The 22387-nt window shown below is 72.0% G+C and carries 19 protein-coding genes and 1 tRNA gene; 15 read left to right on the plus strand and 5 right to left on the minus strand.

Annotated elements, in window-relative coordinates:
- Nucleotides 1-7: 7 nt before the first annotated feature.
- Nucleotides 8-136, minus strand: a tRNA-OTHER gene (locus KZ829_RS33265).
- A gap of 130 nt (nt 137-266) precedes the next feature.
- On the opposite strand from KZ829_RS33265, the gene KZ829_RS33270 reads away from it, so the two are divergent.
- Nucleotides 267-3494 (plus strand): DUF4132 domain-containing protein, encoded by a 3228-nt coding sequence (locus tag KZ829_RS33270; RefSeq protein WP_220147805.1) that lies wholly within the window; start codon nt 267-269, stop codon nt 3492-3494.
- A 110-nt stretch (nt 3495-3604) separates the two neighbouring features.
- Here KZ829_RS33270 and KZ829_RS33275 read toward each other — a convergent pair whose 3' ends face one another.
- Together KZ829_RS33275 and KZ829_RS33280 are read right to left on the minus strand one after the other, a co-directional pair.
- Nucleotides 3605-5326 carry a hypothetical protein gene (locus tag KZ829_RS33275; RefSeq protein ID WP_220147806.1) on the minus strand — a complete coding sequence of 574 codons (1722 nt, stop codon included), beginning with the start codon at nt 5324-5326 and terminating at the stop codon, nt 3605-3607.
- Between the two features lie 123 nt (nt 5327-5449).
- On the minus strand, nt 5450-6844 hold the full coding sequence (locus tag KZ829_RS33280) for a M28 family peptidase (RefSeq protein ID WP_246636700.1): 1395 nt from the start codon (nt 6842-6844) through the stop codon (nt 5450-5452).
- A gap of 335 nt (nt 6845-7179) precedes the next feature.
- Between KZ829_RS33280 and KZ829_RS33285 the strand changes: the two genes are divergently transcribed.
- The 4 genes from KZ829_RS33285 (at nt 7180) to KZ829_RS33300 (ending at nt 11127) form a co-directional block, all read left to right on the plus strand.
- Nucleotides 7180-8142 carry a pectate lyase family protein gene (locus KZ829_RS33285; RefSeq protein ID WP_220147807.1) on the plus strand — a complete coding sequence of 321 codons (963 nt, stop codon included), beginning with the start codon at nt 7180-7182 and terminating at the stop codon, nt 8140-8142.
- 148 nt (nt 8143-8290) lie between these two features.
- Entirely contained in the window at nt 8291-8503 is a 213-nt protein-coding gene (locus KZ829_RS33290) for a hypothetical protein (RefSeq protein WP_220147808.1), read from the plus strand.
- 57 nt (nt 8504-8560) lie between these two features.
- Nucleotides 8561-10246 (plus strand): Pr6Pr family membrane protein, encoded by a 1686-nt coding sequence (locus tag KZ829_RS33295; RefSeq protein WP_220147809.1) that lies wholly within the window; start codon nt 8561-8563, stop codon nt 10244-10246.
- Between the two features lie 257 nt (nt 10247-10503).
- A complete protein-coding gene (locus KZ829_RS33300) occupies nt 10504-11127 on the plus strand; it encodes a hypothetical protein (protein WP_220147810.1) in 624 nt (207 codons plus the stop codon).
- On the opposite strand, the gene KZ829_RS33305 is transcribed toward KZ829_RS33300, so the two are convergent.
- Nucleotides 11128-11661 (minus strand): TetR/AcrR family transcriptional regulator, encoded by a 534-nt coding sequence (locus tag KZ829_RS33305; RefSeq protein ID WP_220147811.1) that lies wholly within the window; start codon nt 11659-11661, stop codon nt 11128-11130.
- Between the two features lie 95 nt (nt 11662-11756).
- Between KZ829_RS33305 and KZ829_RS33310 the strand changes: the two genes are divergently transcribed.
- The 5 genes from KZ829_RS33310 to KZ829_RS33330 all read left to right on the plus strand — a co-directional run bounded on the left by KZ829_RS33310 (nt 11757) and on the right by KZ829_RS33330 (nt 16683).
- Nucleotides 11757-12956 (plus strand): FAD-dependent monooxygenase, encoded by a 1200-nt coding sequence (locus KZ829_RS33310; RefSeq protein ID WP_220147812.1) that lies wholly within the window; start codon nt 11757-11759, stop codon nt 12954-12956.
- A gap of 175 nt (nt 12957-13131) precedes the next feature.
- Nucleotides 13132-15345 (plus strand): nitrate- and nitrite sensing domain-containing protein, encoded by a 2214-nt coding sequence (locus KZ829_RS33315; RefSeq protein ID WP_246636702.1) that lies wholly within the window; start codon nt 13132-13134, stop codon nt 15343-15345.
- A 12-nt stretch (nt 15346-15357) separates the two neighbouring features.
- A complete protein-coding gene (locus tag KZ829_RS33320) occupies nt 15358-15783 on the plus strand; it encodes a roadblock/LC7 domain-containing protein (protein ID WP_183218178.1) in 426 nt (141 codons plus the stop codon).
- A complete protein-coding gene (locus KZ829_RS33325; protein ID WP_220147814.1) occupies nt 15780-16109 on the plus strand; it encodes a DUF742 domain-containing protein in 330 nt (109 codons plus the stop codon). The genes KZ829_RS33320 and KZ829_RS33325 overlap by 4 nt, the downstream gene beginning before the upstream one ends.
- Nucleotides 16110-16113: 4 nt before the next feature.
- The gene (locus KZ829_RS33330) at nt 16114-16683 is read left to right on the plus strand and encodes a GTP-binding protein (RefSeq protein WP_183218410.1); all 570 of its coding nucleotides are present in this window, start codon (nt 16114-16116) and stop codon (nt 16681-16683) included.
- On the opposite strand, the gene KZ829_RS33335 is transcribed toward KZ829_RS33330, so the two are convergent.
- On the minus strand, nt 16637-17254 hold the full coding sequence (locus tag KZ829_RS33335) for an acyltransferase (RefSeq protein WP_220147815.1): 618 nt from the start codon (nt 17252-17254) through the stop codon (nt 16637-16639). The two genes, KZ829_RS33330 and KZ829_RS33335, sit on opposite strands and share 47 nt — an antisense overlap.
- 232 nt (nt 17255-17486) lie before the next feature.
- Between KZ829_RS33335 and KZ829_RS33340 the strand changes: the two genes are divergently transcribed.
- From KZ829_RS33340 to KZ829_RS33360, 5 genes are read left to right on the plus strand one after another with little or no spacing between them, the layout of a single operon-like run.
- Nucleotides 17487-18554, plus strand: coding sequence for a Gfo/Idh/MocA family protein (locus tag KZ829_RS33340; protein ID WP_308285763.1), 1068 nt, complete (start codon nt 17487-17489; stop codon nt 18552-18554).
- Nucleotides 18551-19516, plus strand: coding sequence for an NAD-dependent epimerase/dehydratase family protein (locus tag KZ829_RS33345; RefSeq protein WP_220147816.1), 966 nt, complete (start codon nt 18551-18553; stop codon nt 19514-19516). Before KZ829_RS33340 ends, KZ829_RS33345 begins: the two co-directional genes overlap by 4 nt.
- On the plus strand, nt 19498-20637 hold the full coding sequence (locus KZ829_RS33350) for a DegT/DnrJ/EryC1/StrS family aminotransferase (protein WP_308285764.1): 1140 nt from the start codon (nt 19498-19500) through the stop codon (nt 20635-20637). The genes KZ829_RS33345 and KZ829_RS33350 overlap by 19 nt, the downstream gene beginning before the upstream one ends.
- The gene (locus tag KZ829_RS33355; protein WP_204299176.1) at nt 20634-21281 is read left to right on the plus strand and encodes an acetyltransferase; all 648 of its coding nucleotides are present in this window, start codon (nt 20634-20636) and stop codon (nt 21279-21281) included. Before KZ829_RS33350 ends, KZ829_RS33355 begins: the two co-directional genes overlap by 4 nt.
- The gene (locus KZ829_RS33360) at nt 21278-22375 is read left to right on the plus strand and encodes a DegT/DnrJ/EryC1/StrS family aminotransferase (protein WP_220147817.1); all 1098 of its coding nucleotides are present in this window, start codon (nt 21278-21280) and stop codon (nt 22373-22375) included. The genes KZ829_RS33355 and KZ829_RS33360 overlap by 4 nt, the downstream gene beginning before the upstream one ends.
- Nucleotides 22376-22387 lie beyond the last annotated feature (12 nt).

Genomic DNA, 22387 nt, shown 5'->3' on the forward strand with positions numbered 1-22387 from the left:
GTGACAGTGGGTCGCCGGGGACTCGAACCCCGAACCCTTCGATCCCGAGAGAGAAGGAAGCGTGCCCATGACCGCACAGGACGGAAAGCCGGCACGCTATGAAGCCGAATGCTCTAGCCAGTTGAGCTAGCGACCCAGGCGCCGATCATTGCACGGCCCGAGTCGCCGCTGCCAACCGTTTTGCCGCCTGTGGACAACGCCCGTTCCTGTCGTACCGGGCGGCTAACCTTCGCGGCACCGGAGACGGATCTGGGAGAGGATTCGCGATGCGTAGGTTCGTCATGCCCGATGAGGACGCCTGGGCGCTGCCCGAGGCGTGGCGCCGGGAGCTGCGCCCACGCCGGGGTGGGCCGGCCGTTCCCGGTCACGAGATTCCCGGCGACGCGGTCGACCGGTTACGCGCCTCACTGGCGAGCCCCGACGTGGTGCAGGCGCTGCAACGGGTCCGCGACCGGGCGGTGCTCTACGACGCGGAGCTGCTCGCGGCCGGCGAGGCACATCTGGACGGCTGGCGCACCCCCGGCGGTCCCGGTGGCGAGCCGGATCCACGCGCGGCCGCGGCGGCCGCCCTGCTCACTCGCCCGACGATCTACGAGATGGGCGAGCGGCTCGTGCACGCGTGGGTGTCCCGGTTCGGGCTCGTGTTCGCGGTTCGGGCCGCCGGGGAGATGACACGGCTGGTCGCCGACGGCGCGCTGTGGGCGATCGACCCGGCCCCGGAGAAGACCTACGAACGGCTGTGGCGCGGCGAGGACCTGCATGACCTCGCACGGGTGGCGCGCGTCCTGCGGGCACAGCTGGCGACCGCGACCGACAGCGACTACGAGGAGGCCTGCCGGCTCCTCTCCGGGTGCCGGACCTCCCCTGTCGGGCGGATCGTGACGTCCTACCTGGTGCCCACACAGACCGCCTGGGTGGAGGAGGACTGCGCGGCGGCCGCCGCGGGCTGGCCCGGTGCACCGGACCGCGGTGAGGAGTTCAGCTGGGGCGATCACCGGTACCTGTCCGACCTCCTGCTCCTGGCCGTCGGCACGCTCGACCAGTTGGCCCTGCTCAGCGGCGCCCTGGCCGGCCGCTTCCACGGCTACAAGGACCACAGTGTGGTCGGCACGGTGCTGGACGCGGTCGGGCCCGCCGCTGTCGTCGTCCTGCTCGGCGATCCGTTCTATCGCAAACTGCTGCGTCTCCACGAGGACGGGTGGATCAACCGGGAGCGGCTCCACCCGGACGCGGTTCGTCTGCTCGCCGAGGTGCCTTCCGATGACGCCATCCGGATGGTCTTCCGGGAGGTCGTGACCTTGAAGCCACGGCCGGGCCTGGCGCTGAGGACCAAGGTGCTGACGCGGTTCCCCATGCGGGCGCTGCGGGTTCTCGCCGAGTTGGAGGCCGAGGAGGGGCATCCGGTGTTCACCGGCATCCTCGGATTCCACCTGCTCACCGAACCACGGCTGCTGCCGGCCGTCGCCGGTTCGCTTCCACCCGCCGCACGGGCCCGCGCCGAAGAGATCGTGGCCACCGATGGGGCGGGCATCGGGGCGGCCTGGGCGGAGCTGCTCGACAACCACGAGCGGTGGGACCGGCCCGACCTCGACAGCTCCGATGAGCTGAAGAAGGTGATCAGCACGCTGGCCGCGATCCCGACCGAGGAGGCTCTGGGCCGGATCGTCGACCGGGTCGAGCGGAGACACTTCCGGCCCGCGCTGCTCACCGCCGCCAAGCGGGACCCGGGGTTGGCGCTGCGGGTGCTGGCGGCCAAGGCAGCCGACGAGACCGTCGCCGAACTGCTGCACAACCATGTGCTCGCCTATCCGCAGGCGGTCGTGGCGACACTTCCCGACCTCGACGACGAGGCCCGCGCCCGGGTGGAGGCGATCACCGGCCCGGCGCGGCTGCCGGCCGCCACCACGATCACCCCCGTCACCGGCCCGGCGACCTCCGGCGGTCCGGCGACGAGTGGTCCAGCGACCTCCGGCGGTCCGGCGACATCGGGCAGCCCGGGCTCAGGCAGCCCGGCGACGAGCGGCCAGGTGACGAGCAGCCCGGCGACGAGCGGTCCGATGCTTGTGGCGGGGTCGACCGTGACACCGCACGTGCTGGCGGAGCCGCCGCGCCGTGCTGACGGCAGGCCGATGCGGGCGACGGGCCTGCCGGAGTGGCTGGTTCTGCCGATCCTGCCCATCGTGACGTTGCGCGATGGCGGCGGGCAGCTCTCCCCCGACGCGGTGCGCAATCTGTGCGGGCTGGTCGCCGCGTCGAAGATCGCCGCGGCGCATCCCGGGATCACCGAGGTCCGCGCGGCGTGCGAACGGGACTCCCTGGCCGCGTTCGCGTGGGCGATCTTCGAGCAGTGGAAGGCCGCTCAGTACCCGGCACGGAGCAACATGGTGATGGTGGCGCTCGCCGTGCTGGGTGACGACGACATCGTGGCGCCGCTGGTGGCGCACTTCGCGGAGTGGACGGGCGCCACCATGCGGGTCCGTACCGGCATGGCGGTGATCGCCGCGATCGGCACCGACACGGCGCTCACCCAACTCGACCGGCTGGCGCGCAAGGCGAAGAGCAAGGGTTTCCGCAGGTTCGCCGCGGAGCACCTCGACAAGGTGGCCGCCGCCCGTGGGCTGCGGCCCGAGGAACTGGCCGACCGGACAGTGCCCGGCCTGGGTCTCGACGCGGAGGGTCGCGCCGTCCTCGACTACGGGCCGCGCCGGTTCACCGTCGGCTTCGACGAGCAGTTCCAGCCGTCCGTCACCGACGCCCACGGCAGGCGGCTGACCCGGCTGCCACGCCCAGCAGCCGCCGACGATGCGGAGCTCGCGGCCGCCGCCCAGCGCCGGTTCACCGAGTTGAGGAAGGACTTGCGGACCATCGCCGGCGAGCGTGCCCGCGCTCTTGAGGAGGCGATGGCGATGGGCCGTCGCTGGACCGGCGCCGACTTCCGCAGGCTCTTCGTCGACCACCCGCTGCACTGGCAGCTCACCCGCCGCCTGGTGTGGGCGGCCTTCGACGGGCAGGGCCGGGTGGCGGCCACCTTCCGTGCGGCTGAGGACCGCACCTTCGCCGACATCGATGACAAGACGTGGACCCTCGATCCGGCCGCGACCGTCGGCGTGGCGCATCCGTGGCACTTCGGCGCCGACGGGGCGGGCTGGGCGGAGATCTTCGCCGATTACGCGATCATCCAGCCGTTCCCGCAGGTCGGCCGGGAACTGTTCACGCTCGGCGACCTGGATGTGGACGCCGCTGTCGGCAGCACGGTCGAGAGCCGCCGGATCTACGCGCTGACCGCCCGCGGCTGGCGTTTCGGCCACGGCCACGGCTCGCTGCTGCGCGACTGGCCCGGTGGCGTCACGATCGAGCTGGTGTTCGGGCCGGGCTACCACTGGCAGGAGCCGGACCTGCCACAGAGCCTGACCGCCATCAGCGGCGACCTGACCGCACTTGATCCGGTCGGCGTCTCGGAGGTGGTCCGCGACGTCCACTCGCTCCTGACCTGACACCCCCGGCCGGCCCGGCACGATCGATTGCGGCCTCGACGCCCGCGCCGCCGGCGGGAGCCGGAGCGCGGGAGCCGGAGCGCGGGAGCCGGAGCGCGGGAGCGGTCGGGCTACTTGGTCAGGCGGGTGCTGCTCAAGGTCTGCGGCTCGTCGGAGACAGCGCGGAGGAAGGCGGGCTCGACCGGGGGGATCTTGACGGCCTTGTCCTTCTTCGACGGGGCCAGGGTGTAGGTGGCGGTCGCTCCGGCCGGCAGCGTTTCCGGGCCGGTCTGGATCTTCCAGAAGTCGGCGATCGTCACCCCGGTCACCACCGAGAAGTGCGGGGTCACCGGGGCGGAGGAACGGTTCGTGACATCGACCGTGAGCGCGTTCAACGTCTCCCCCGCCACGACCGGCGTCTGCACCCGGAAGGTCAGCGGCTGCGGGGTGGCCACGGCGATCACGAAACACGCCGCGGCGGGCAGGAACAGGGCGGCCGTCACGGCGGCGCGGGCACGTACCGAGGACGGGAGGCGGAGTTGGTAGGCGTCGGCGAAGTCGGCACGCGACGTGGTGACCAGGGCGACCAGCCACAGGGGCATGGTGAGCAGCCAGTACCCGTCCTGGGAGCGGGTCGACACCATGAAGATCACCCACGGGAGCACGGCGATCGCCGGGCCGATCCTGCGCAGGAACAACGCGAACGTGACCAGCAGCGCCGCCAGCAGCAGCTGCGTGGCGCGGCCGTAGAAGTCCAGGCCGCCACTGCCGCCGACGATGTAGTGGGTGATACCCGCCAGGCCCTGGCCGTGCGGGACGGCGTGCTGCAACAGCGGCTCGAACACCCCGGTCAGCCACGCGTGCGGCGTCTTGATCGCGAACGGCAGGCTGGACAGGGCGAACACGGCGAGCGCTGTCCCCCCGTACCGCAGAAGCAACAGGAAGGTGCCGCGCAGCCGCAGCGTGGGCAGCCGCAGCATGATCAGGCCGACCACCAGGAACAGCGCGAGGAACCAGCCCAGCTGATGGATCGAACAGGCCGCGCCGAGGGCCGCGGCGCGGCCGAGGCCGAACCGGCCGAGGCGGCCGTCGCGGCCGATCGACGGCCAGCTCCACAGGGCCAGGCACAGGAACGGCAGGGCGATCACCGACGGGTAGGCGTTGTCCGCATAGGCCGTGAACGTGCCCAGCCCGAGCACCCCGAGCGTGGCGAGCGGCCGCAGCGGCCGCGGCGCCACGAAGAAGATGAACAGCACCGTCGCGAGCAGCGCCAGCCACGCGACGAGCACGATGCCGACCAGGTTCGGGAAGATCTTCTGCACGACGGCGCCGATCTCGACACCGAGCGGCGGGTAGCCGAAGTCGAAGACGGTCCGCCCGTCCATCAGCTGTGTCGGCAGGCTGGGCTCGATGCCCTTCCACGTCGCCGTGTACGGGTTACGGCCGTCGGCCAGCCCGCGGGCCGCCGCGTCCATCAGCATGCCCTCGTCGACCGTCAGCTTCTTCAGCCCGGTGACACCGGCCCACGCGGCGACCGACTTGATCGTGATCGCGGTCACCAGGACGCCGATGTCGAGCCGGGCCAGCGTCCGCCGCTGCCCCGCGCACAGCGTGATCACCGCGAAGACCAGCATCGCCAGATAGCAACCGGTGATCAGCAGCGCCAGCCACGGACGTGCCAGAGCATGCGCCTGCCAGAACGCGCGGGTGGCGACCACCAGGCCCATCACCGCGGCGAGGCTCAGTCCCCGGTGCAGCCACAGCACCAGATCAGGCCCGGCCGGCGAGCTCACCCGCTCCAACCGCGCCGTAGCCGCCTCGCCCCACGAGGGCTCCTTCACGTCCTGGATCACCGGCGCATCGTACTAGCAGGTAGTGCGGAATCCGCCGGGGCAGCCGCCATCTCGCGACGGCCGGCTGCCCCGGCGGGGAGATGAAGGCGGCAAGCGATGGCCGGCCGCCGGGCCGGGCAACCGTCAGGGCTTGAGCGCGGTGGCGTACGCCGCCGACCCGATCAGCTCGAGCGACACCTGCAACCGCTCCAGGCTGATGTTCTTGGCGATGGTGTCCTCCGGGCTGTGGTAGGGCGGTTCGAGCAGCGCCGGCGACGCCTCGCCACGCCAGGAGAAGTTGGCCGCCGCGATGCCGACCTCCTGGAACGACTGGTGGTCGCTGGCCCCGCGCAGGGTGACCGGGGAGATCCGCGGGTCGTAGCCGAGCCGCACGGCGGCCGCGGTGACCTCGTCGGTGGCCCGGTTCGCGAGCCCGGTGAAGGACAGCAGCCAGTACCGGGTGGCCGGGTCCCAGCTGGTGGCGACCATGTCGTTCTGGTAGACGCAGACGATCCGGTCGCGTTCCTCCTGCGGCAGCTGGGCCACGTAGTAGCGGGAGCCGATCAGGCCCTGCTCCTCGGAGCCCCACAGCGCGAACCGCAGCGACGCCTCGGTGCGCAGTCCGCGCAGCGCCCTCGCCAGTTCCAGGTTGAGCACGGTGCCGGACCCGTCGTCGTTGGCGCCCGGCGACCCGATCACCGAGTCGTAGTGGGCGCTGACCATGACCACCTTGCCGGTGGTCGTACGGCGGCTGTCGGCGATCACGTTGTGCGAGGTGAGGCCGCGGTGTGCGGTGGTCTTGACGGTCAGTTTGAGGCGGCCGGCGGCGAGCAGTTCCCGGAGCCGGTGCTTCTGCGCCTGGGCGACGCCGACGACCGGGATCGGCGCCGGGTTCTCCGCGAGGCCGGGCAGTTGGGGGCTGAACGCCGACGCGCGGCGCGGTTCGACCAGGTCGACGGGGAGGAAGATGACGGCCGCGGCGCCCTGGGCGACGGCGGTGGCGACCTGTGTCTCGCGATCGGCGAGCGTGTAGTCGACCAGCACGATCTTGCCGGTGACGTCGGCCGGGTAGTCGGCGGCGGTGCCGGCCTTCACGTCCACCACCTCGCCGCGGACCCGGGTGTCGAGCGCGGCGTGCGGGGAGGCGCCGGCCTGCCAGATGAGGTCCTTCGGCAGGCCGCGGGGCGAGTCGAGCTGGGCGAGGAACTTGTCGGCCACCGGGAACGGCTGCAACGTCACGTGGTAGCCGAGCAGGTCGAGCACCCCGGCGATGTAGTCGGCCGCGATCTTCTCGGAGCGGGTGCCGCCGATGCGCGGGCCGATGCCGAGGGACAGCACCTTGAGGTGCTGGAGCGCACGTTCGGCGGAGACGCGCTTCGCCACCTGGTGATCGCCACCGGTCAGCGTCGGTGGGCGGACCGCTCCCGGGCGCTGGTCGGTGACCGCCCAGGCCGGGGCCGGCAGCGCGACGGTGGCCGCGCCGCCCATGGCGATGGTGAGCATCCGGCGGCGGCTCAGTGAGGTCTTTGGTGTATCCAAGGCTCCCCCTCGTGGCGGGGGACCGGCGCTCCGGTCGGAAGGCCGGTCCACATTAGGGGGAAGACTATGATCTATATAGCTCAGTTTCAATGACGTGCCGGTTCCGCCCCGTCATCGGAACGTACGTGGCCATCGCCCGACATGCGGCAAGATCCCCAGGTTGATCAACCTTTCGTGCGGTCTAATCCATTGACATCTTTCGATTGCAGCGCTTACCGTCAGCCGAGGAAAGCGCTTACCCGCAGCTTGCGGCCCGGACCACCGACCGGACCGCGAGTCACCGCCGCCTACCCCCGGGCGGCGCCGCCATCCGTCCCCCAACGGAGGAACCCCCCATGTCCCCGTCACGCCGTACCGTCCTGTCCGCACTGTCCGCCGGCGTCCTGGCCACGGGCGGCCTCGCCGTCATCGGCCCGGCCGCCCCCGCCTGGGCCGCCGAGTCCAGCCCCGTCGGCTACGCCAGCATGAACGGCGGCACCTCCGGCGGCTCGTCCTCGACCGTGGTCACCGTGACCACCGCGGCCGCCCTCAAGTCGGCGCTCAGCTCCGGCACCTCGCAGACCGTCCGGGTCTCCGGGCTGATCACCATCTCCGGCATGTACAGCGTCGCCTCGAACAAGACGATCCTGGGAGTGGGCTCCGGCTCCGGCATCACCGGCGGCGGCCTCAACCTCTCCAGCGTCCGCAACGTGATCATCCGCAACCTGCTGTTCCGCAACGCGGGCGACGACTCGATCAACGTGCAGGAGGGCACCACCAACGTCTGGATCGACCACAACGACCTGGCCAGCGGCTACGACGGCCTGATCGACATCAAGCGCGGCTCGGACTTCATCACGGTCTCCTGGAACCGGCTGCACAACCACGACAAGTCGATGCTGCTCGGCCACAGTGACGACAACGCCTCCCAGGACACCGGGAAACTGCGCGTCACCTACAAGCACAACTGGTTCGAGGGCACCGGCCAGCGGCACCCGCGAGTCCGCTTCGCCAACCCGGTGCACGTGCTGAACAACTACTACAGCAACATCGGCTCCTACGGCGTCGCCTCCACCGAGAACGCCGGCGTCTACGTCGAGCGCAACTACTTCGAGAACGTCGGCACCCCGACGGTCACCCAGACCGGCGACTCCGACCCGGGCAACCTGAAGGTGCTCAACAACTACAAGGTCAACTCCGGCACCGAGCAGGTCCGCAACGGCGCCAGCGTCGCGGCGATCCCCTACTCGTACACCCCGCAGGCCAACAACACGGTCAAGGCCACCGTCGTGGCCGGCGCGGGCGTCGGCAAGATCTGACGAAAAGCCCCCCGATGGCGCTCACCCTCCGCGGGTGGGCGCCATCTCCTTCTTTCTTGTACGGGCTACGCGAACCCGATCCAGCAGACCCGCGAGCCGGGTGCCACTCCAGCCGGCGACGCGCCCGCCGGGCTTTGCGATGTGGTCCATGAAACGGACGCTCCCCGCCGGCCCGTGCTCCGGTCGCGGCGCAGCCGAGCAGTGGCTCGTCACCGCGAGCGCGGCGAACCCGACCGGCGACCGGCGACCGGCGACCGGCGACCGGCGACCGGCGACCGGCGACCGGCGACCGGCGACCGGCGACCGGCGACCGGCGACCAACTCCCGAATCGACGTCCAGGTGTGGCACAGCGTTCGGTGAACCCGATCCGCCGCCCCGGCGTAGCCGGAGGAAAGGCCATTCGCGAAAGGGGACGGAATGAAGGCGCTCGCGAGTCCGCAGGCCCTCTGGCGCGTCCTGATCATCCTGGTCGCGGTGGCCGGCCTGTACGGCGACCACCACCGCGTCATGGAGTACACGACCCAGAGCGCGGTCCTCGTGATCGGCTACTACGCGGTGGCCCTCCATCTGATGGCCCGCCGTACGACGACCGAGGCGCCCGCCCCTCGCCTGCGCACCGCGATCCTGTCCTGGATCCTCCTGGACGCCGCGATGCTCCAGATCCTCACCGGCGGCTACAACCCGCTGCCCGGCCTGGCCCACACCGAGGCCCCCGGCGACCACCTCGGCACCGCCACCACCGCACTGATCGCGAACTGGTCGTTCTTCCTGCTGCACTACGTCCTGCCGCTGATGGTCCTGATCGACTGGCTGGCGTTCCGCCCCTACGGCGCCACCCGCTGGCGCGACCTGCCGATCTGGATGCTCTACCCCCTCGGCTACTCAACCGTCACGGTCGCCCGCGGCGCCCTGTTCCCGCTGGCGGAGTACAGCGCCCCGTACCGCTACCTCGACCTGGACCGCGGCTTCCCGGCGGTGGGCTCCTGGATCCTCACCCTGAGCCTCGCCTACCTGGCCGGAAGCGCGATGCTCGTCGCCGTCGACCACTCCCGCGCGCCCCGCATCCCGTCCGCGTGGCCGCCCGAGACCGCCCCGGCCGGCACCGGCCTCGAGGATGCCTGGCAGCACACCGCCGACCCCGACGACCTGTGGAGGCCGTCCGAGGATCAGCCGGCACCGATCCCGGAACCAAGCATCCCAGGAGCGCACGATCCGCGGATGTCGGCTACCGATCCGCGGGAACCCGCCACCGCGACGCACGGCCCGGCCGAGACGACGGCCAGGTCCCACCGACCCGGCCCGCGAACCTCCGAAGACCGGAACCGGCGCGAACGGGCTGCTGCGGCACCCTCTTCCGGCTGGCCGACCACCTCCGCGGATTCCGGCCCCGCTCGGGAACCCGCGGCCACCGGTTGGCAGTACAGCCCCGCCGAACCCGCCGCTCCCTGGGTGGGCACACCGGCGCGGTCACCCGCCGAACGACGGCAGGCCCGGGTAGAGGCCTCCGCCGAACGACGGCAGGCCCGGGTAGAGCCCTCCGCTGCCCGGCCGCAGGACCCGGTAGAGCCCTCCGCTGCCCGGCCGCAGGCCCCCGTAGAACCCACCGCCAACCCCCGGCAGGCCCCGGTAGAACCCACCGTCGACAGGCGACAGACCCCGGCAGAACCCACCGCCAAACCGCGACAGACCCCGGTGGAATCCAGCGCCGACCGGCGCGGCGCTCCCGCTGGGCCCGGCCCCGCATGGGCCGCGCCTCCGAGTGGTGCCGGCCCGGCCCGGGCGACCGAGCCGGTGGAGGCCCGGCCCAGCAGCCGACGACCACCCCAGACCCGCCGGCCGGGCGACCAGAACGACCGATCCCGCGGCCACGCGGGAGGCGACAGCGCCCGGCCCCGCGGTTATGCGGAAGTCGACAGCCCCTGGCCCCATGGCCACCGGGGAGAGGGCAGCCCCTGGCCCAGCGTGCCGCGGGGATCGGAATCGGTCTGGCCGGGTGAGGCGACGGACGGTACGGCCGGCTCGCGGGGGTCCAAGGGCGGGACCGGATCCTATGAGCCCTCGGAAGAACCCGAGGGTGTCTGGAAGCCGCCCCGGCGGGTGTGAGTGCCCTTTCCGCGCCCGTCGGTGGCCCTCAGCCACCGCATCAGCCCGGTGGCCGCGCTGCGGCCCGGAGTGGGCAGGCGGTCGCGGGGAGCCGCGGTTCGGGGATGGTGCGGTTGCCGGGCGCTCGGTCCCGTACCGGAAAGTCGGGGTTGACCTTGGGTTGTTATCTTTCCGTTACCGACGGTCCAGAACCTTTGCGGGTGGGCGCGCATCGCACCTGATGTCAACATGGGGCGGGAACGGAATCGGGGAGTGAGATGCGCAAGGTGGGGCTGGCCGCAGTGATGGTGGCCGCGGCTTTCGTGGTGGGTGGCTGCGGGCAGGACGTGGAGCGGCTCGACGGGGCCGCCGCTCCGGACGGTGTCGGGGCTACTTCTCCGTCACCATCCGTAACTCCGTCGCCGTCGCCGTCGGTGTCGTCGGCTTCGCCGAAGCCGTCGCGGACCTCGGCGGCGCCGTTGGTGCTGGGGCCGCGCGGGCTCGGGGAGCTGCGACTGGGCATGACCGTGAAGGAGGCACAGGCGACCGGGATGATCACCGGCTACCACGTCGAGGATTACCTGCACAATTGCGGTATCGCGGAGTTCAAGGCCGGCAACGGGAAGGGCGGCGTCTCCTTCACGCCGAACGAGGTGGGTCTGTCCAACATCTACGCCTACGGCAGTATCGGCACGCCGGAGGGGATCCGGCTGGGGAGCACGTACACGGCGGTGAAGAAGGCCTATCCGGATTTCGTGTTCACCATCGACGACCGCGCGACCGAGGGTAATGGGATCGCCGACACGCCGGGTAACAGCAAGGCCCACTACTCCATCACCATCGACGATGGCAAGGTCACCGCGCTGGGGCTGGACGCCGAGGGCCAGCTCTGCCAGGAGTGATCAGCGGCGCAGCATGTCGCAGGCCGCGTCGAGGACGGCCTCGCGCAGTGGGGCGGCCGGGGCGCCGGGCAGGACGACCGTGCAGTCACCGAGGCCGCCGATCGCCATCTGGACGCGGACCACGTCGGCGAGGGCGGGATCAGAACCGGTCAGCATGGTCACCATGCGGCGGCGCCAGTCGCCGACCGCGGACGCCAGGTCGACCATCGCCAGGATGCTCGGGTCGCGCATGATCATCGCGGTGACGTCGCGGTGCCGGTACGTCGCGTCGAAGTAGGCGCCGAGCAGTTCCCGCGGGTCGGCGCCCGGCCCGAATGGGGCGAGCGCCGCCTCCACCTCGTCGATGAACGGCTGGACCAGGCTGCGGACCAGGTCGTCGCGGGACGCGAAGTGGTAGTAGAGCGCGGGTTTGGTGACGCCGACCCGCTCGGCGATCTCCCGCAGGCTGACCTGGTGCACGCCCTTGACCGCGATCAGCTCCAGGGCGGCGGCGCGGATCCGGTCGGCGGTCTCGGTGGTCCTGGCGCGTGGCACGTGCCGAAGTCTACTTACCGGAAGGTAAGCATTGACCCTCCCTTCCATCCGGTCGTTTACTTACCGATAGGTCAACAAACGATCGGGGGATCGCCGTGCACGCACTGATCTCCGGCGCCAGCGTCGCCGGGCCCGTCCTCGCCTACTGGCTGCGCCGGCACGGATGGCGGGTCACCGTCGTCGAGAGGGCCGCCGACGCGCGGGCCGGAGACGGCGGGCACGCGGTCGACCTGTTCGGGCCGGCCGTCGACGTGATCGAGCGGATGGGGCTGCTCGACCGGGTGCGCGAGGCACGTACCCGCAACGACACGATCACCCTGTTCCGGGAAAGGCGAGCGCCGATCACCCTGGCCACCGCCGACCTGGCCGCCGGGGTCTCCGGACGGCACATCGAGATCATGCGCGGCGTCCTCGCCGGACTGCTGCACGAGGTCACCCGCGACGACGTCGACTACCGGTTCGGGACGGTGATCGAGCGGCTGGACGGCGCCACGGCGATGCTGTCCGATGGGGACACCGTCGACGCCGACCTGGTGGTGGGCGCCGACGGGCTGCACTCCGGGGTGCGCGCGCTGGCCTTCGGGCCGGAGGAGCGGTACCGCCGGTTCCTCGGCGCCTACCTGGCCGTCTACACACTGCCCGACGTGCTCGGGACCGGGCCGACGGTGGCGGCGTTCACCGCGCCGGGGCTGGCCGCCACCGTCTACCCGACGCTCGTGCCGGGGCTGTCCCGGGCGCTGTTCCTCGTGCGTACCGCGGAGATCCCGCACGACCGGCGCGACCGGGACGCCCAGAAGGGGATCCTGCGCGACCTCATCGGGGACCGGCTGGGGCCGCGGGTGACCGCGGTGCTGGAGCATCTCGGCCCGGCCGGGGACTTCTACTTCGACGACATCTCGCAGATCCGGATGGACTCCTGGTCGCGCGGCCCGGTCACGCTCGTCGGCGACGCGGGGTACGGCCCCGGCCCGGCCGTGGGTGGCGGCACCAGCCTGGCGGCGGCCGCGGCCTACGTGCTCGCCGCCGAACTGGCCACCGGCCCGGTCGACGGCGCGCTGCGGCGTTACGAGGCGGCGCTGGCCGGCCCGGTGCGGCACAGCCGGCGGATCGGCCCGTCCGTCCTCGGCGCGATCGTGCCCCGCAACCGGGCGCAGGTGTGGCTGACCGCGCAGGCCACCCGTCTGCTGCCCCGGCTGCCGAAGCCGGCACGGCGGTGGCTCACCTCGTTCGGCGGTGGGCCGGCGGCGATGCTCGACGGGCTCGTCCTGCCTCCGATGGGCGCCACCCGTTCGTAGGACCAGCCCTCCACCGACACGCTCCGGAGCGGGAGAAACGCACAGCGTCGCTCGTTAGGGGTGTTGACCCCATGTGCACGTCCGTCAATTCTGTGCGGCGGCACGGCAGGTCTACACGGGAGCGGGGCGAGGCATGAGCCGGGGCGGGCACACGATCCGCGGTCGCATCGTCCGGATGCTGGCCTTTCCGGTCGCGGCGATGCTGTTGCTGCTCGGCGTCGTGGTGGTGGAGGAGTTCGGCACCTACCGGCTGGCCGCGCGTACCGACCGGGCGATCACCCTGGACCTGGCCGTCCAGGCGATCTCCCAGGAGGTGCAGAACGAGCGGGGCGTGACGCTCGGGCTGCTCGCCGGCAACGAGGGCTTCCGTGCCGAGATCGTGGCGGCACGGCAACGGGTCGACGCGCAGATCAGCTCGGTCCGGCGGCTGATCGCCGACGACGGCGACCTGGACGGCCAGGTGACCGAGGCGCTCGAACAGGCGACCGCGCTGACCGGGATCCGCGAGGAGGTGGACGGCGGCGGCGCCGAGCGGGGCGAGGTCTTCGAGGAGTACAACGAGGTCCTCGACGAGCTGCGCGAGGTCTACTTCGCGCTGGACAACGCCTCGGACGCCACCATGCGGCTCGGCTCCGAGTCGCTGGCCATGCTCAACCTGGCCAAGGAGGCGAGCGCACAGCAGCGGGCCTACCTCAACGGGGTGTTCTCGGCCGGCGGGTTCGAGGAGGGCGAATACCTCCGGTACGTGCGGCTGCGCGCCGACCTGGACGCCGCCCTCGCCGAGTTCGAGGAGTACGCCACCCCGGAAGCGCTCGCCGCCAAGGACCGGCTGTTCAGCACGGCGCAGGCCCAGCGGGCGGCCCAACTGGAGGCGCGAGCGCTGCGCTCCGGCGACGGGCAGACCCTGCGGGTCGACGCGCAGGGCTACTGGGCCGCCATGTCCACCGTCCTCGACGACATGTCGAAGCTGGCGCAGACCATCGGCGACTCGCTGCGGGCCCGCGCCGCCGTGCTCCTCGACGAGGCCAACCTGCGGTTGGCCGGGCTCGCCGCGGTGATCCTGGTCTGCGTCGGGATCGCCGTCTATCTGGGTACGATCGCCGCGCAGTCGGTCTCCAGCCCGCTCGCCGAACTCGCCGACGAGGCGAACCGGCTGGCCGGCGAGCGGCTGCCGGAGGCGGTGCGCCGGACCGCGGCCGGGGAGGCGACCGGGCCGCCCGGGCCGGTGCGGGTCGCCGACCGTGCCAGCGCCGAGATGCGCCGGGTCGCGGACGCGTTCGAGCGGGTGCAGGCGACGGCGTACGCGCTCGCCACCGAGCAGGCCGAACTGCGCCGGGCCTCCGCCGACTCGCTGGCCAACCTGGGCCGCCGCAACCAGAACCTGCTGCGCCGCCAACTCGGCTTCATCACCAAGCTGGAACGGGAGGAGGCCAGCCCGACCGGCCTGGCCAACCTGTTCGAACTGGACCACCTGGCCACCCGCATGCGCCGCAACGCCGAGAGCCTGCTCGTGCTGGTCGGCGCGGCCAGCCCCCGGCAGTGGTCGCGGCCGCTGCCGCTGACCGACGTGATCCGGGCCGCGGTGTCCGAGGTGGAGGAGTACCGGCGGGTGTCGCTGCGCCGGCTGGACGAGGCGCTGGTGGCCGGGTCGGTGGCCAGCGGCCTGGCGCACATGCTCGCCGAGCTGATCGAGAACGGCCTGTCGTTCTCGCCGCCGGACCTGGACGTGGAGATCCACGGCCGGCTGGTCGGCGACGGCTATCTGATCGCCATCTGCGACCAGGGCGTCGGGATGAGCGTGGAGGAGCTGGAGCGGGCCAACCGGCGGCTACGCGGTGAGGGCGACTTCCTCACGGCGCCGGCCCGGTTCCTCGGCCACTACGTGGTCGGCCGGCTGGCCGCCGAGATGGGCATCGAGGTCCAGCTGGCCCGGTCGGCGGTGACCGGTGTGACGGCCCGGGTGTCGCTGCCGGTGAGCCTGCTGGGCGGCGCCGCGGCCATCGACGAGCCGGCGCCGGTCAGTCCGGCCGCGGCCCTGCCCGCACCCGAGCCCTCCGCCGTGACCGCCGCTCCGGAACCGCCCGTCGACTGGCCCTCCCTGCAACCGCCGGAGCCGGGGCCGGTCGCCGTGGAGGTCGACTACGTGGTCCTGGACCAGCGGCCGATGGTGCCCGCGCCCCGCCGGCCCGCCGAGGGCGGGCACACCGTCAACGGCCTGCGACGCCGTACGCCGAGGGCACAACGACCCCGGATCGAGCCTGCGCCGGCACTGCGACCGGAACCGTCCGCTGCGATCCCGGACTCGCCGGAGGCGGTCCGGAGCCGTCTGACCGCCCTGCGCGCGGGCATCCAGCGCGGTGCCGGCCGGGACCGGCACCGTAATCAGTGAGGAGCTTTGTTGATGAGCGTCGAGGCGACGGCCGACCGGCACCAGTGCAACTGGCTGCTCGGCAACTTCGTCCATCAGACCGACGGGGTACGCGACGCGGTGGCCGTGTCCTCGGACGGCCTGCTGATCGCCAGCTCGGAGGGGCTGAGCCGGGCCGAGGCCGACCAGTTGGGCGCCATCGTGTCCAGCATGGCCAGCCTGGCCCGCAGCGCCTCCCGCCGGTACGACTTCGAGGGACTGAAACTGATCATGATCGAGATGCACCGGGGCTTCCTGGTGATCTCGGTGATCCCGGGCGGCAGCTGCCTGGGCGTGGTGGCCGGCGGGGACAGCGACCTGGGCCTGGTCGGGTACGAGATCTCCCTGCTCGCGGACCGGTTCGGCGACCTGCTGACCCCGGCCCTGATCGCCGAATCGCGGCAGCACCTCCCCCGATGAGCGAGGACCCGGTCGTTCGGCCGTTCATGCTCACCAATGGGCGCACCCAGCCACTGCGCGACGGGCTGCGGATCGAGACCCAGCTGTACGCCGAGCCGGCCGCCCTGTCCGCGCCGCTGCGGTTCGAGGCCCGCCGGATCGTCGAACTGTGCCAGAGGCCGCGGTCGATCGCCGACCTGTCGTCCGCGCTCGGCGCCCCGATGGGCGTGGTCCGGGTGATCGTCGCCGACCTGCTCACCCAGGGTCTGGTCCGGGCCGGCGAGATGCCCGGCGAGCTGACCACCGCGTTGATCGAGAGGATCAGGGATCGTGTTCGGGCGCTCTAACCCGATGGCGCCGTCGTCACCGATGGCCGTCAAGATCGTCATCAGTGGCGGGTTCGGGGTCGGCAAGACGACCTTCGTCAGCGCCATCTCGGAGATCGAGCCGCTGGTCACCGAGGCGGAGATGACCGAGAGGTCGATCGGGGTGGACGACACCTCGGCGGTCGCCGCCAAGACCACCACCACCGTGGCGCTGGACTTCGGCCGGATCACCCTGGACGACGCGCTGCTGCTCTACCTGTTCGGCACGCCGGGGCAGGACCGGTTCGCGTTCCTCTGGGACGACCTGGTGACCGGGGCGCTCGGCGCCATCGTGCTGGTCGACACCCGCCGGATCGAGGACTGCTTCCCGGCGATCGACTACTTCGAGGAACACGACATCCCGTTCATCATCGGGGTCAACGCGTTCGACGGGGCGCGCCGTTTCGAGCTGCCCGAGGTCCGCGACGCGCTCGGCATCGCGGAGACCATGCCGCTGCTGGAGTGCGACGCCCGTCAGCGGGAGTCGGTGAAGGCGGTGCTCGTCGCGCTCACCGAGCGGGTGCTGGCCCGCCGTCTGGACCGGCTGGCGGGTTGAGGGCGCCGTCGCGTTCGACGTACTCGGCGCCGGTCTCCGGGCACAGCCAGACGCCGTCGCCCTTGGCGGTCAGTGGGTGCCCGGCCCGGCCCACCCAGCCGACCCGGCGTGCCGGAACGCCGACGACCAGCGCGAAGTCGGGGACGTCCGTGGTGACCACCGCGCCGGCCGCGACCAGCGCCCACCGGCCGACGGTGACCGGGGCGACGCAGACCGCCCGCGCGCCGATCGAGGCGCCCGCACCGATCGTCACGCCGACCGCGGTCCAGTCGTCGCCGGTCTTGAGCCGGCCGTCCGGGGTGACGGCACGCGGGTACTCGTCGTTGGTGAGCACCGCGGCCGGGCCGACGAACACGCCGTCGCCGAGCCGGGCCGGTTCGTAGACCAGGGCGTGGTTCTGGAGCTTGCAGTTGTCGCCGAGGACCACGCCGGGACCCACGTACGCCCCCCGGCCGATGTTGCAGTCCCGCCCGATCGTGGCGCCCTCACGGATCTGCGCGAGATGCCAGACCCGGGTGCCGGCGCCGATCACGGCCCGCTCGTCCACATCGGCTGTCGGTGCGACGGTCATCGTGAACCTTCCTCGTCATCGATCCGGCACAGGGTAGAGGCCGGCGGCCGACGACGTTGTCGGCCAGCCGACATAGGAGTCCAAAATGGCCATTGAGGGGTCCCCCGATCGGCCGAAGGGTTCGCCTTGACCCCGGCTCCGCCGTAAATCCGTCAGTGATCTGGCGTCCGGCCACAAGGGATCGATAGCTTTCCCGACGGACCGCGTCCGCCAATTCGACGAACGGATTCCTGTGACCTCTCACGTGCCCGACGAGCCCATCGGCGTGGCCGTCATCGGGGCCGGCTACTGGGGCCCCAACCTCGTCCGCAACTTCCAGGGCAGCCCCGCCTTCCACCTGCGGTGGCTCTGCGACCTCGACGTCGATCGGGCCCGGAAGGTGCTCGGTGGCTACTCCACCGTCCAGGTCTCCGCCGACCTCGACGAGGTTCTCGCCGACCCGGGCGTGCACGCCGTCGCCATCGCCACCCCGGCCGGCACCCACCTGCCCGTCGCCATGGCCGCGCTGCGCGCCGGCAAGCACGTGCTGGTGGAGAAGCCGCTCGCGGCCACCTTCGAGGAGGGCCGGCAGCTGGTCGACGAGGCCGACCGGCGCGGGCTCACCCTGATGTGCGACCACACCTACTGCTACACCCCGGCCGTGCTGCGCATCCGCGACCTGCTGGCCGCCGGCGAGCTGGGCGAGCTGCACTTCCTCGACTCGGTGCGGATCAACCTGGGCCTGGTGCAGCGCGACATCGACGTGGTGTGGGACCTGGCGCCGCACGACCTGTCGATCCTCGACTTCGTGCTGCCGCCCACGGTCCGGCCGATCGCGGTGGCGGCGCACGGCGCGGACGGGATCGGCGCCGGGCGGGCCTGTGTGGCGTACCTGACGTTGCAGCTCAGCAACGGGGCGATCGCGCACATCCACGTCAACTGGCTGTCCCCGGTGAAGGTGCGCACCGCGATCTTCGGCGGGTCGAAGCGGACGCTCGTGTGGGACGACCTGAACCCCAGCCAGCGGCTGTCGATCTACGACCGCGGGGTGGACGTGGCGTCCCCCGAGGAGCTCGGTGACGAGCAGCGGCGGGACATCCTCGTGTCGTACCGGTCCGGCGACATGGTCGCGCCCGCGCTCACCGAGCGGGAGGCGCTGCGCACCATGGTCGAGGAGTACGCGCGGGCCATCACCACCGGCACGCCCGCACTGACCGACGGCCGGTCCGGGCTGCGGGTGCTGGAGCTTCTCCAGGCGGCCTCACGCAGCCTGACCGAGGGCGGAACCATGATCAAGCTGAGCGAAGGGCACACGGCGTGACTGGGGTACCGATCGAGGGCGCGCGCGCTCTCGTGACCGGCGGGGCGGGCACCATCGGCTCGCACGTCGTCGACGAGCTGGTGCGCGGGGGCGCCTCGGAGATCGTCGTTCTCGACAATCTCGTACGCGGGCGGCGCGACAACCTCGCGTGGGCGCTGGGATCCGGCAATGTCCGGCTCGTCGAGGGCGACATCAGGGACAACGCGCTGGTCCGGTCGCTCACCGAGGGCCAGGATCTCGTCTTCCACCTGGCCGCGATCCGGATCACCCAGTGCGCCGAGGAGCCCCGGCTCGCCAACGAGGTGCTGGTCGACGGCACGTTCAACGTGATCGAGGCGGCCGCCGACGCGGGCGTCAAGAAGGTGATCGCGTCGTCGTCGGCGTCGGTCTACGGGCTCGCCGAGGAGTTCCCGACCACCGAGCGGCACCACCCGTACAACAACGACACGTTCTACGGGGCGGCCAAGGCGTTCAACGAGGCGACGCTGCGCAGCTTCAAGGCCATGAAGGACCTGGACTACGTGGCCCTGCGCTACTTCAACGTGTACGGGCCACGGATGGACATCCACGGCCTCTACACCGAGGTGCTGATCCGCTGGATGGAGCTGATCGAGGCCGGCACTCCCCCGCTGATCCTCGGCGACGGGCTGGCCACCATGGACTTCGTACACGTCGCCGACATCGCCCGCGCCAACATCCTGGCCGCACGGGCGGACGTCACCGACGAGGTGTTCAACATCGCCAGCCACGAGGAGACCAGCCTCAAGGAGCTGGCCGCCGCGCTCAGCGCCGTGATGAAGTCGGACCTGGCGCCGGAGCACGGGCCGGCCCGCGCGGTCAACGGCGTCACCCGCCGCCTCGCCGACATCTCCCTCGCCGAGCAGAGGCTGGGCTGGAAGCCGCGGCTCACCCTCACCGAGGGCCTTCAGGGCCTGGTCGACTGGTGGCGGTCGTCCCAGTGATCCCGGTGATGATCCCCGACCTCGGGGAGGAGGAGGCGCAGGCCGCCGCCGAGGCGGTCCGCTCCGGCTGGGTCGCGCAGGGGCCGCGGGTCGCCCGGTTCGAGCAGGAGTTCGCGGCCGCGGTCGGCGCCGGGCACGGTGTGGCGGTGTCGTCCTGCACGACCGGCCTGCACCTCGCGCTGGTGCTGCTCGACGTCGGGCCCGGCGACGAGGTGATCGTGCCGTCGCTGTCGTTCATCGCGACCGCCAACGCGGTCCGCTACGTGGGCGCCACCCCGGTCTTCGCCGACGTCGAGCTGGCCACCGGGAACGTCACGGTGGAGACGGTCGACGCGGTGCGCACGCCGCGGACCCGGGCGGTCATCGCGGTGCACCAGGGGGGCGTGCCGTTCGACACCGTCGCGCTGCGCAAGGCCGCCGACGACTGGGGCATCGGCCTGGTCGAGGACGCCGCGTGCGCGGCCGGATCCACCGCCTACGGCGCCCCGGCCGGCACCGGCGCGAAGGTGGCGGCCTGGTCGTTCCACCCGCGCAAGCTGATCACCACGGGTGAGGGTGGCATGGTCACCGTCGACTCCCCGGAGGCCGCGGCCCGGCTGAAGCGGCTGCGGGAGCACGGCATGAACGTGTCCGCGGCCGATCGGCACGCGTCGAAGCAGCCGGTGCTGGAGGCCTATCTGGAGACGGCCTTCAACTACCGGATGACCGACATCCAGGCCGCGGTCGGGCTGGTCCAGCTCGGCAAACTCGCCGGCCTGGTGGCTCAGCGCCGACAGCTCGCGGCCCGCTATCAGGAGCATCTGTCGGACATAGGCGGACTCATCCCCGTGACCGATCCGGCCTATGGACAGACGAACTACCAGTCGTTCTGGGTGCTGCTCCACGGGTTCCCGGTGAGCCGGGACGAGGTTCTCTCCGAACTCGCGGCCAAGGGGGTGTCGGCCCGCCGGGGCATCATGGCGGCACACCTGGAGCCGGCCTACGCGGACGTGACACCGGGCCCGCTGCCGGTGACCGAGCGGATCACCCGGGAATCGCTGATCCTGCCGCTGCACCACCGGCTGACCGAAGCCGACCAGGACCACATCGTCGGGGTGCTGCGCGAGCTGGCCACCCGGTGAAGGACCTGGTCATCGTCGGAGCCGGTGGCTTCGCCCGGGAGACGGCCGCGGCCGCAACCGGCTGGCGGGTCCTCGGCTTCGTCGACGACGATCCGGCGCTGCACGGGACCCAGCGCTCCGGGTTGCCGATCCTCGGGCCGGTCGACAGCGTGCTCGGGATGGACGCCGCCGTGGTGGTGTGCGTGGGCAATCCACGTGCCTACACCGCCCGGCGGCGGATCGTCGAGCGCCTCGCCCTGCCCCCGCGGCGGTACGCGACCGTCGTACACCCCTCGGTGTCGATCGGCGCCGGCAGCACCGTCGGCGAGGGCACCGTGCTGCTGGCCGGCGCCGTGCTGACCGCCGACGTCACCGTGGGCGCCCACGTGGCGGTCATGCCGCAGGCCGTGCTCACCCATGACGACCTGGTGGCCCCGTACGTCACGATCGCGTCCGGGGTGCGGCTGGGTGGCGGGGTGGTGCTGTCCGAGGGCGCCTACGTCGGCGCCGGCGCGCTGCTGCGCGAGGGCGTGACCGTCGGCGCCTGGTCCCTGGTCGGGATGGGCTCGGTCGTGCTCCGCGACGTGCCCCCGGCCGAGGTCTGGGCCGGCAGCCCGGCCCGTTTTCTCCGCAAGTCCTCCGCCCCGGAAAGGCAGTGCACATGACCCGCATCCCGCTCGTCGACCTGGCCGCCGCGCACGCGGAGGTGGCCGAGGAGGTCGAGGCCGGATTCAAGCGCATCATCGCCGACACGGCGTTCATCGGCGGGCCCGAGGTGGCCGCGTTCGAGCGGGAGTACGCCGCGTTCTCCGGGCTGCCGCACTGCGTCGGCGTGGCCAACGGCACCGACGCGCTGGAGCTGGCGTTCAAGGCGGTCGGTGTCGGTCCGGGCACCGAGGTGATCCTGCCGGCCAACACGTTCATCGCCACCGCCGAGGCGGTCGCCCGCACCGGCGCCGAGGTCGTGCTGGTGGACTGCGATCCGCGTACCTATCTGATCGACGTCGAGGCGGCGCTCGCCGCGATCACGCCGCGGACCCGCGCCGTCGTGCCGGTCCACCTGTACGGCCAGCTCGCCCCGGTCGAACAGCTCCGGGCCGGGATCGGCGGCCGGGACATCGTCGTCGTCGAGGACGCCGCGCAGTCGCAGGGCGCCACCCGGCACGGGCTGGGCTCCGGTGTGGACGGCATCGCGGCGACCAGCTTCTACCCCGGCAAGAACCTCGGCGCCTACGGTGACGCCGGCGCCGTCACCACCGGCTCCGAGGAGTGGGCCACCACGGTCCGCACCCTCGGCAGTCACGGTGGCCTGCGCAAATACCACCATGACCTGGTCGGGGTGAACAGTCGCCTCGACGGTCTCCAGGCGGTCGTGCTGCGCGCCAAGCTGGCCCGGCTGGCCTCGTGGAACGAACGGCGCCGGGCCGCGGCCGCCCGCTACGACGAACTGCTCGCCGGGCTCGGCGAGGTGATCCGCCCGGTCACCCTGGACGGCAACGTGCACGTGTGGCACATCTACTGTGTCCGGGTGCCGAACCGCGACGAGGTCCTCACGAGACTCGACGCGGCCGGGGTCGGCGCCGCCATCCACTACCCCGTCCCGGTGCACCGGACCGGCGCGTTCGCGTCGCTCGGCGGCTCGTTCCCGAACGCCGAGCGGGTGGCCCCGGAGATCCTGTCCCTGCCGATCTACCCGCAGATCACCCCGGACCAGCAGGCCCGCGTGGCCGAGGCCCTGGCCGGGGCGCTACGCCCCTGAGGAAAGCCGCAC

Origin of the sequence: Actinoplanes hulinensis, from assembly GCF_019429605.1 — a bacterium.
GTDB classification, from domain to species: Bacteria; Actinomycetota; Actinomycetes; order Mycobacteriales; family Micromonosporaceae; genus Actinoplanes; species Actinoplanes campanulatus.

What these genes read in the sequence shown, in the direction of transcription:
- KZ829_RS33295 (WP_220147809.1), top strand. Translation starts at nt 8,561, where the DNA reads ATGAAGGCGCTCGCGAGTCCGCAGGCCCTCTGGCGCGTCCTGATCATC.
- KZ829_RS33270 (WP_220147805.1), top strand. Translation starts at nt 267, where the DNA reads ATGCGTAGGTTCGTCATGCCCGATGAGGACGCCTGGGCGCTGCCCGAG.
- KZ829_RS33335 (WP_220147815.1), bottom strand. Translation starts at nt 17,254, where the DNA reads ATGACCGTCGCACCGACAGCCGATGTGGACGAGCGGGCCGTGATCGGC.
- KZ829_RS33325 (WP_220147814.1), top strand. Translation starts at nt 15,780, where the DNA reads ATGAGCGAGGACCCGGTCGTTCGGCCGTTCATGCTCACCAATGGGCGC.
- KZ829_RS33290 (WP_220147808.1), top strand. Translation starts at nt 8,291, where the DNA reads ATGAAACGGACGCTCCCCGCCGGCCCGTGCTCCGGTCGCGGCGCAGCC.
- KZ829_RS33315 (WP_246636702.1), top strand. Translation starts at nt 13,132, where the DNA reads ATGCTGGCCTTTCCGGTCGCGGCGATGCTGTTGCTGCTCGGCGTCGTG.
- KZ829_RS33285 (WP_220147807.1), top strand. Translation starts at nt 7,180, where the DNA reads ATGTCCCCGTCACGCCGTACCGTCCTGTCCGCACTGTCCGCCGGCGTC.
- KZ829_RS33330 (WP_183218410.1), top strand. Translation starts at nt 16,114, where the DNA reads ATGGCGCCGTCGTCACCGATGGCCGTCAAGATCGTCATCAGTGGCGGG.
- KZ829_RS33300 (WP_220147810.1), top strand. Translation starts at nt 10,504, where the DNA reads ATGCGCAAGGTGGGGCTGGCCGCAGTGATGGTGGCCGCGGCTTTCGTG.
- KZ829_RS33320 (WP_183218178.1), top strand. Translation starts at nt 15,358, where the DNA reads ATGAGCGTCGAGGCGACGGCCGACCGGCACCAGTGCAACTGGCTGCTC.
- KZ829_RS33360 (WP_220147817.1), top strand. Translation starts at nt 21,278, where the DNA reads ATGACCCGCATCCCGCTCGTCGACCTGGCCGCCGCGCACGCGGAGGTG.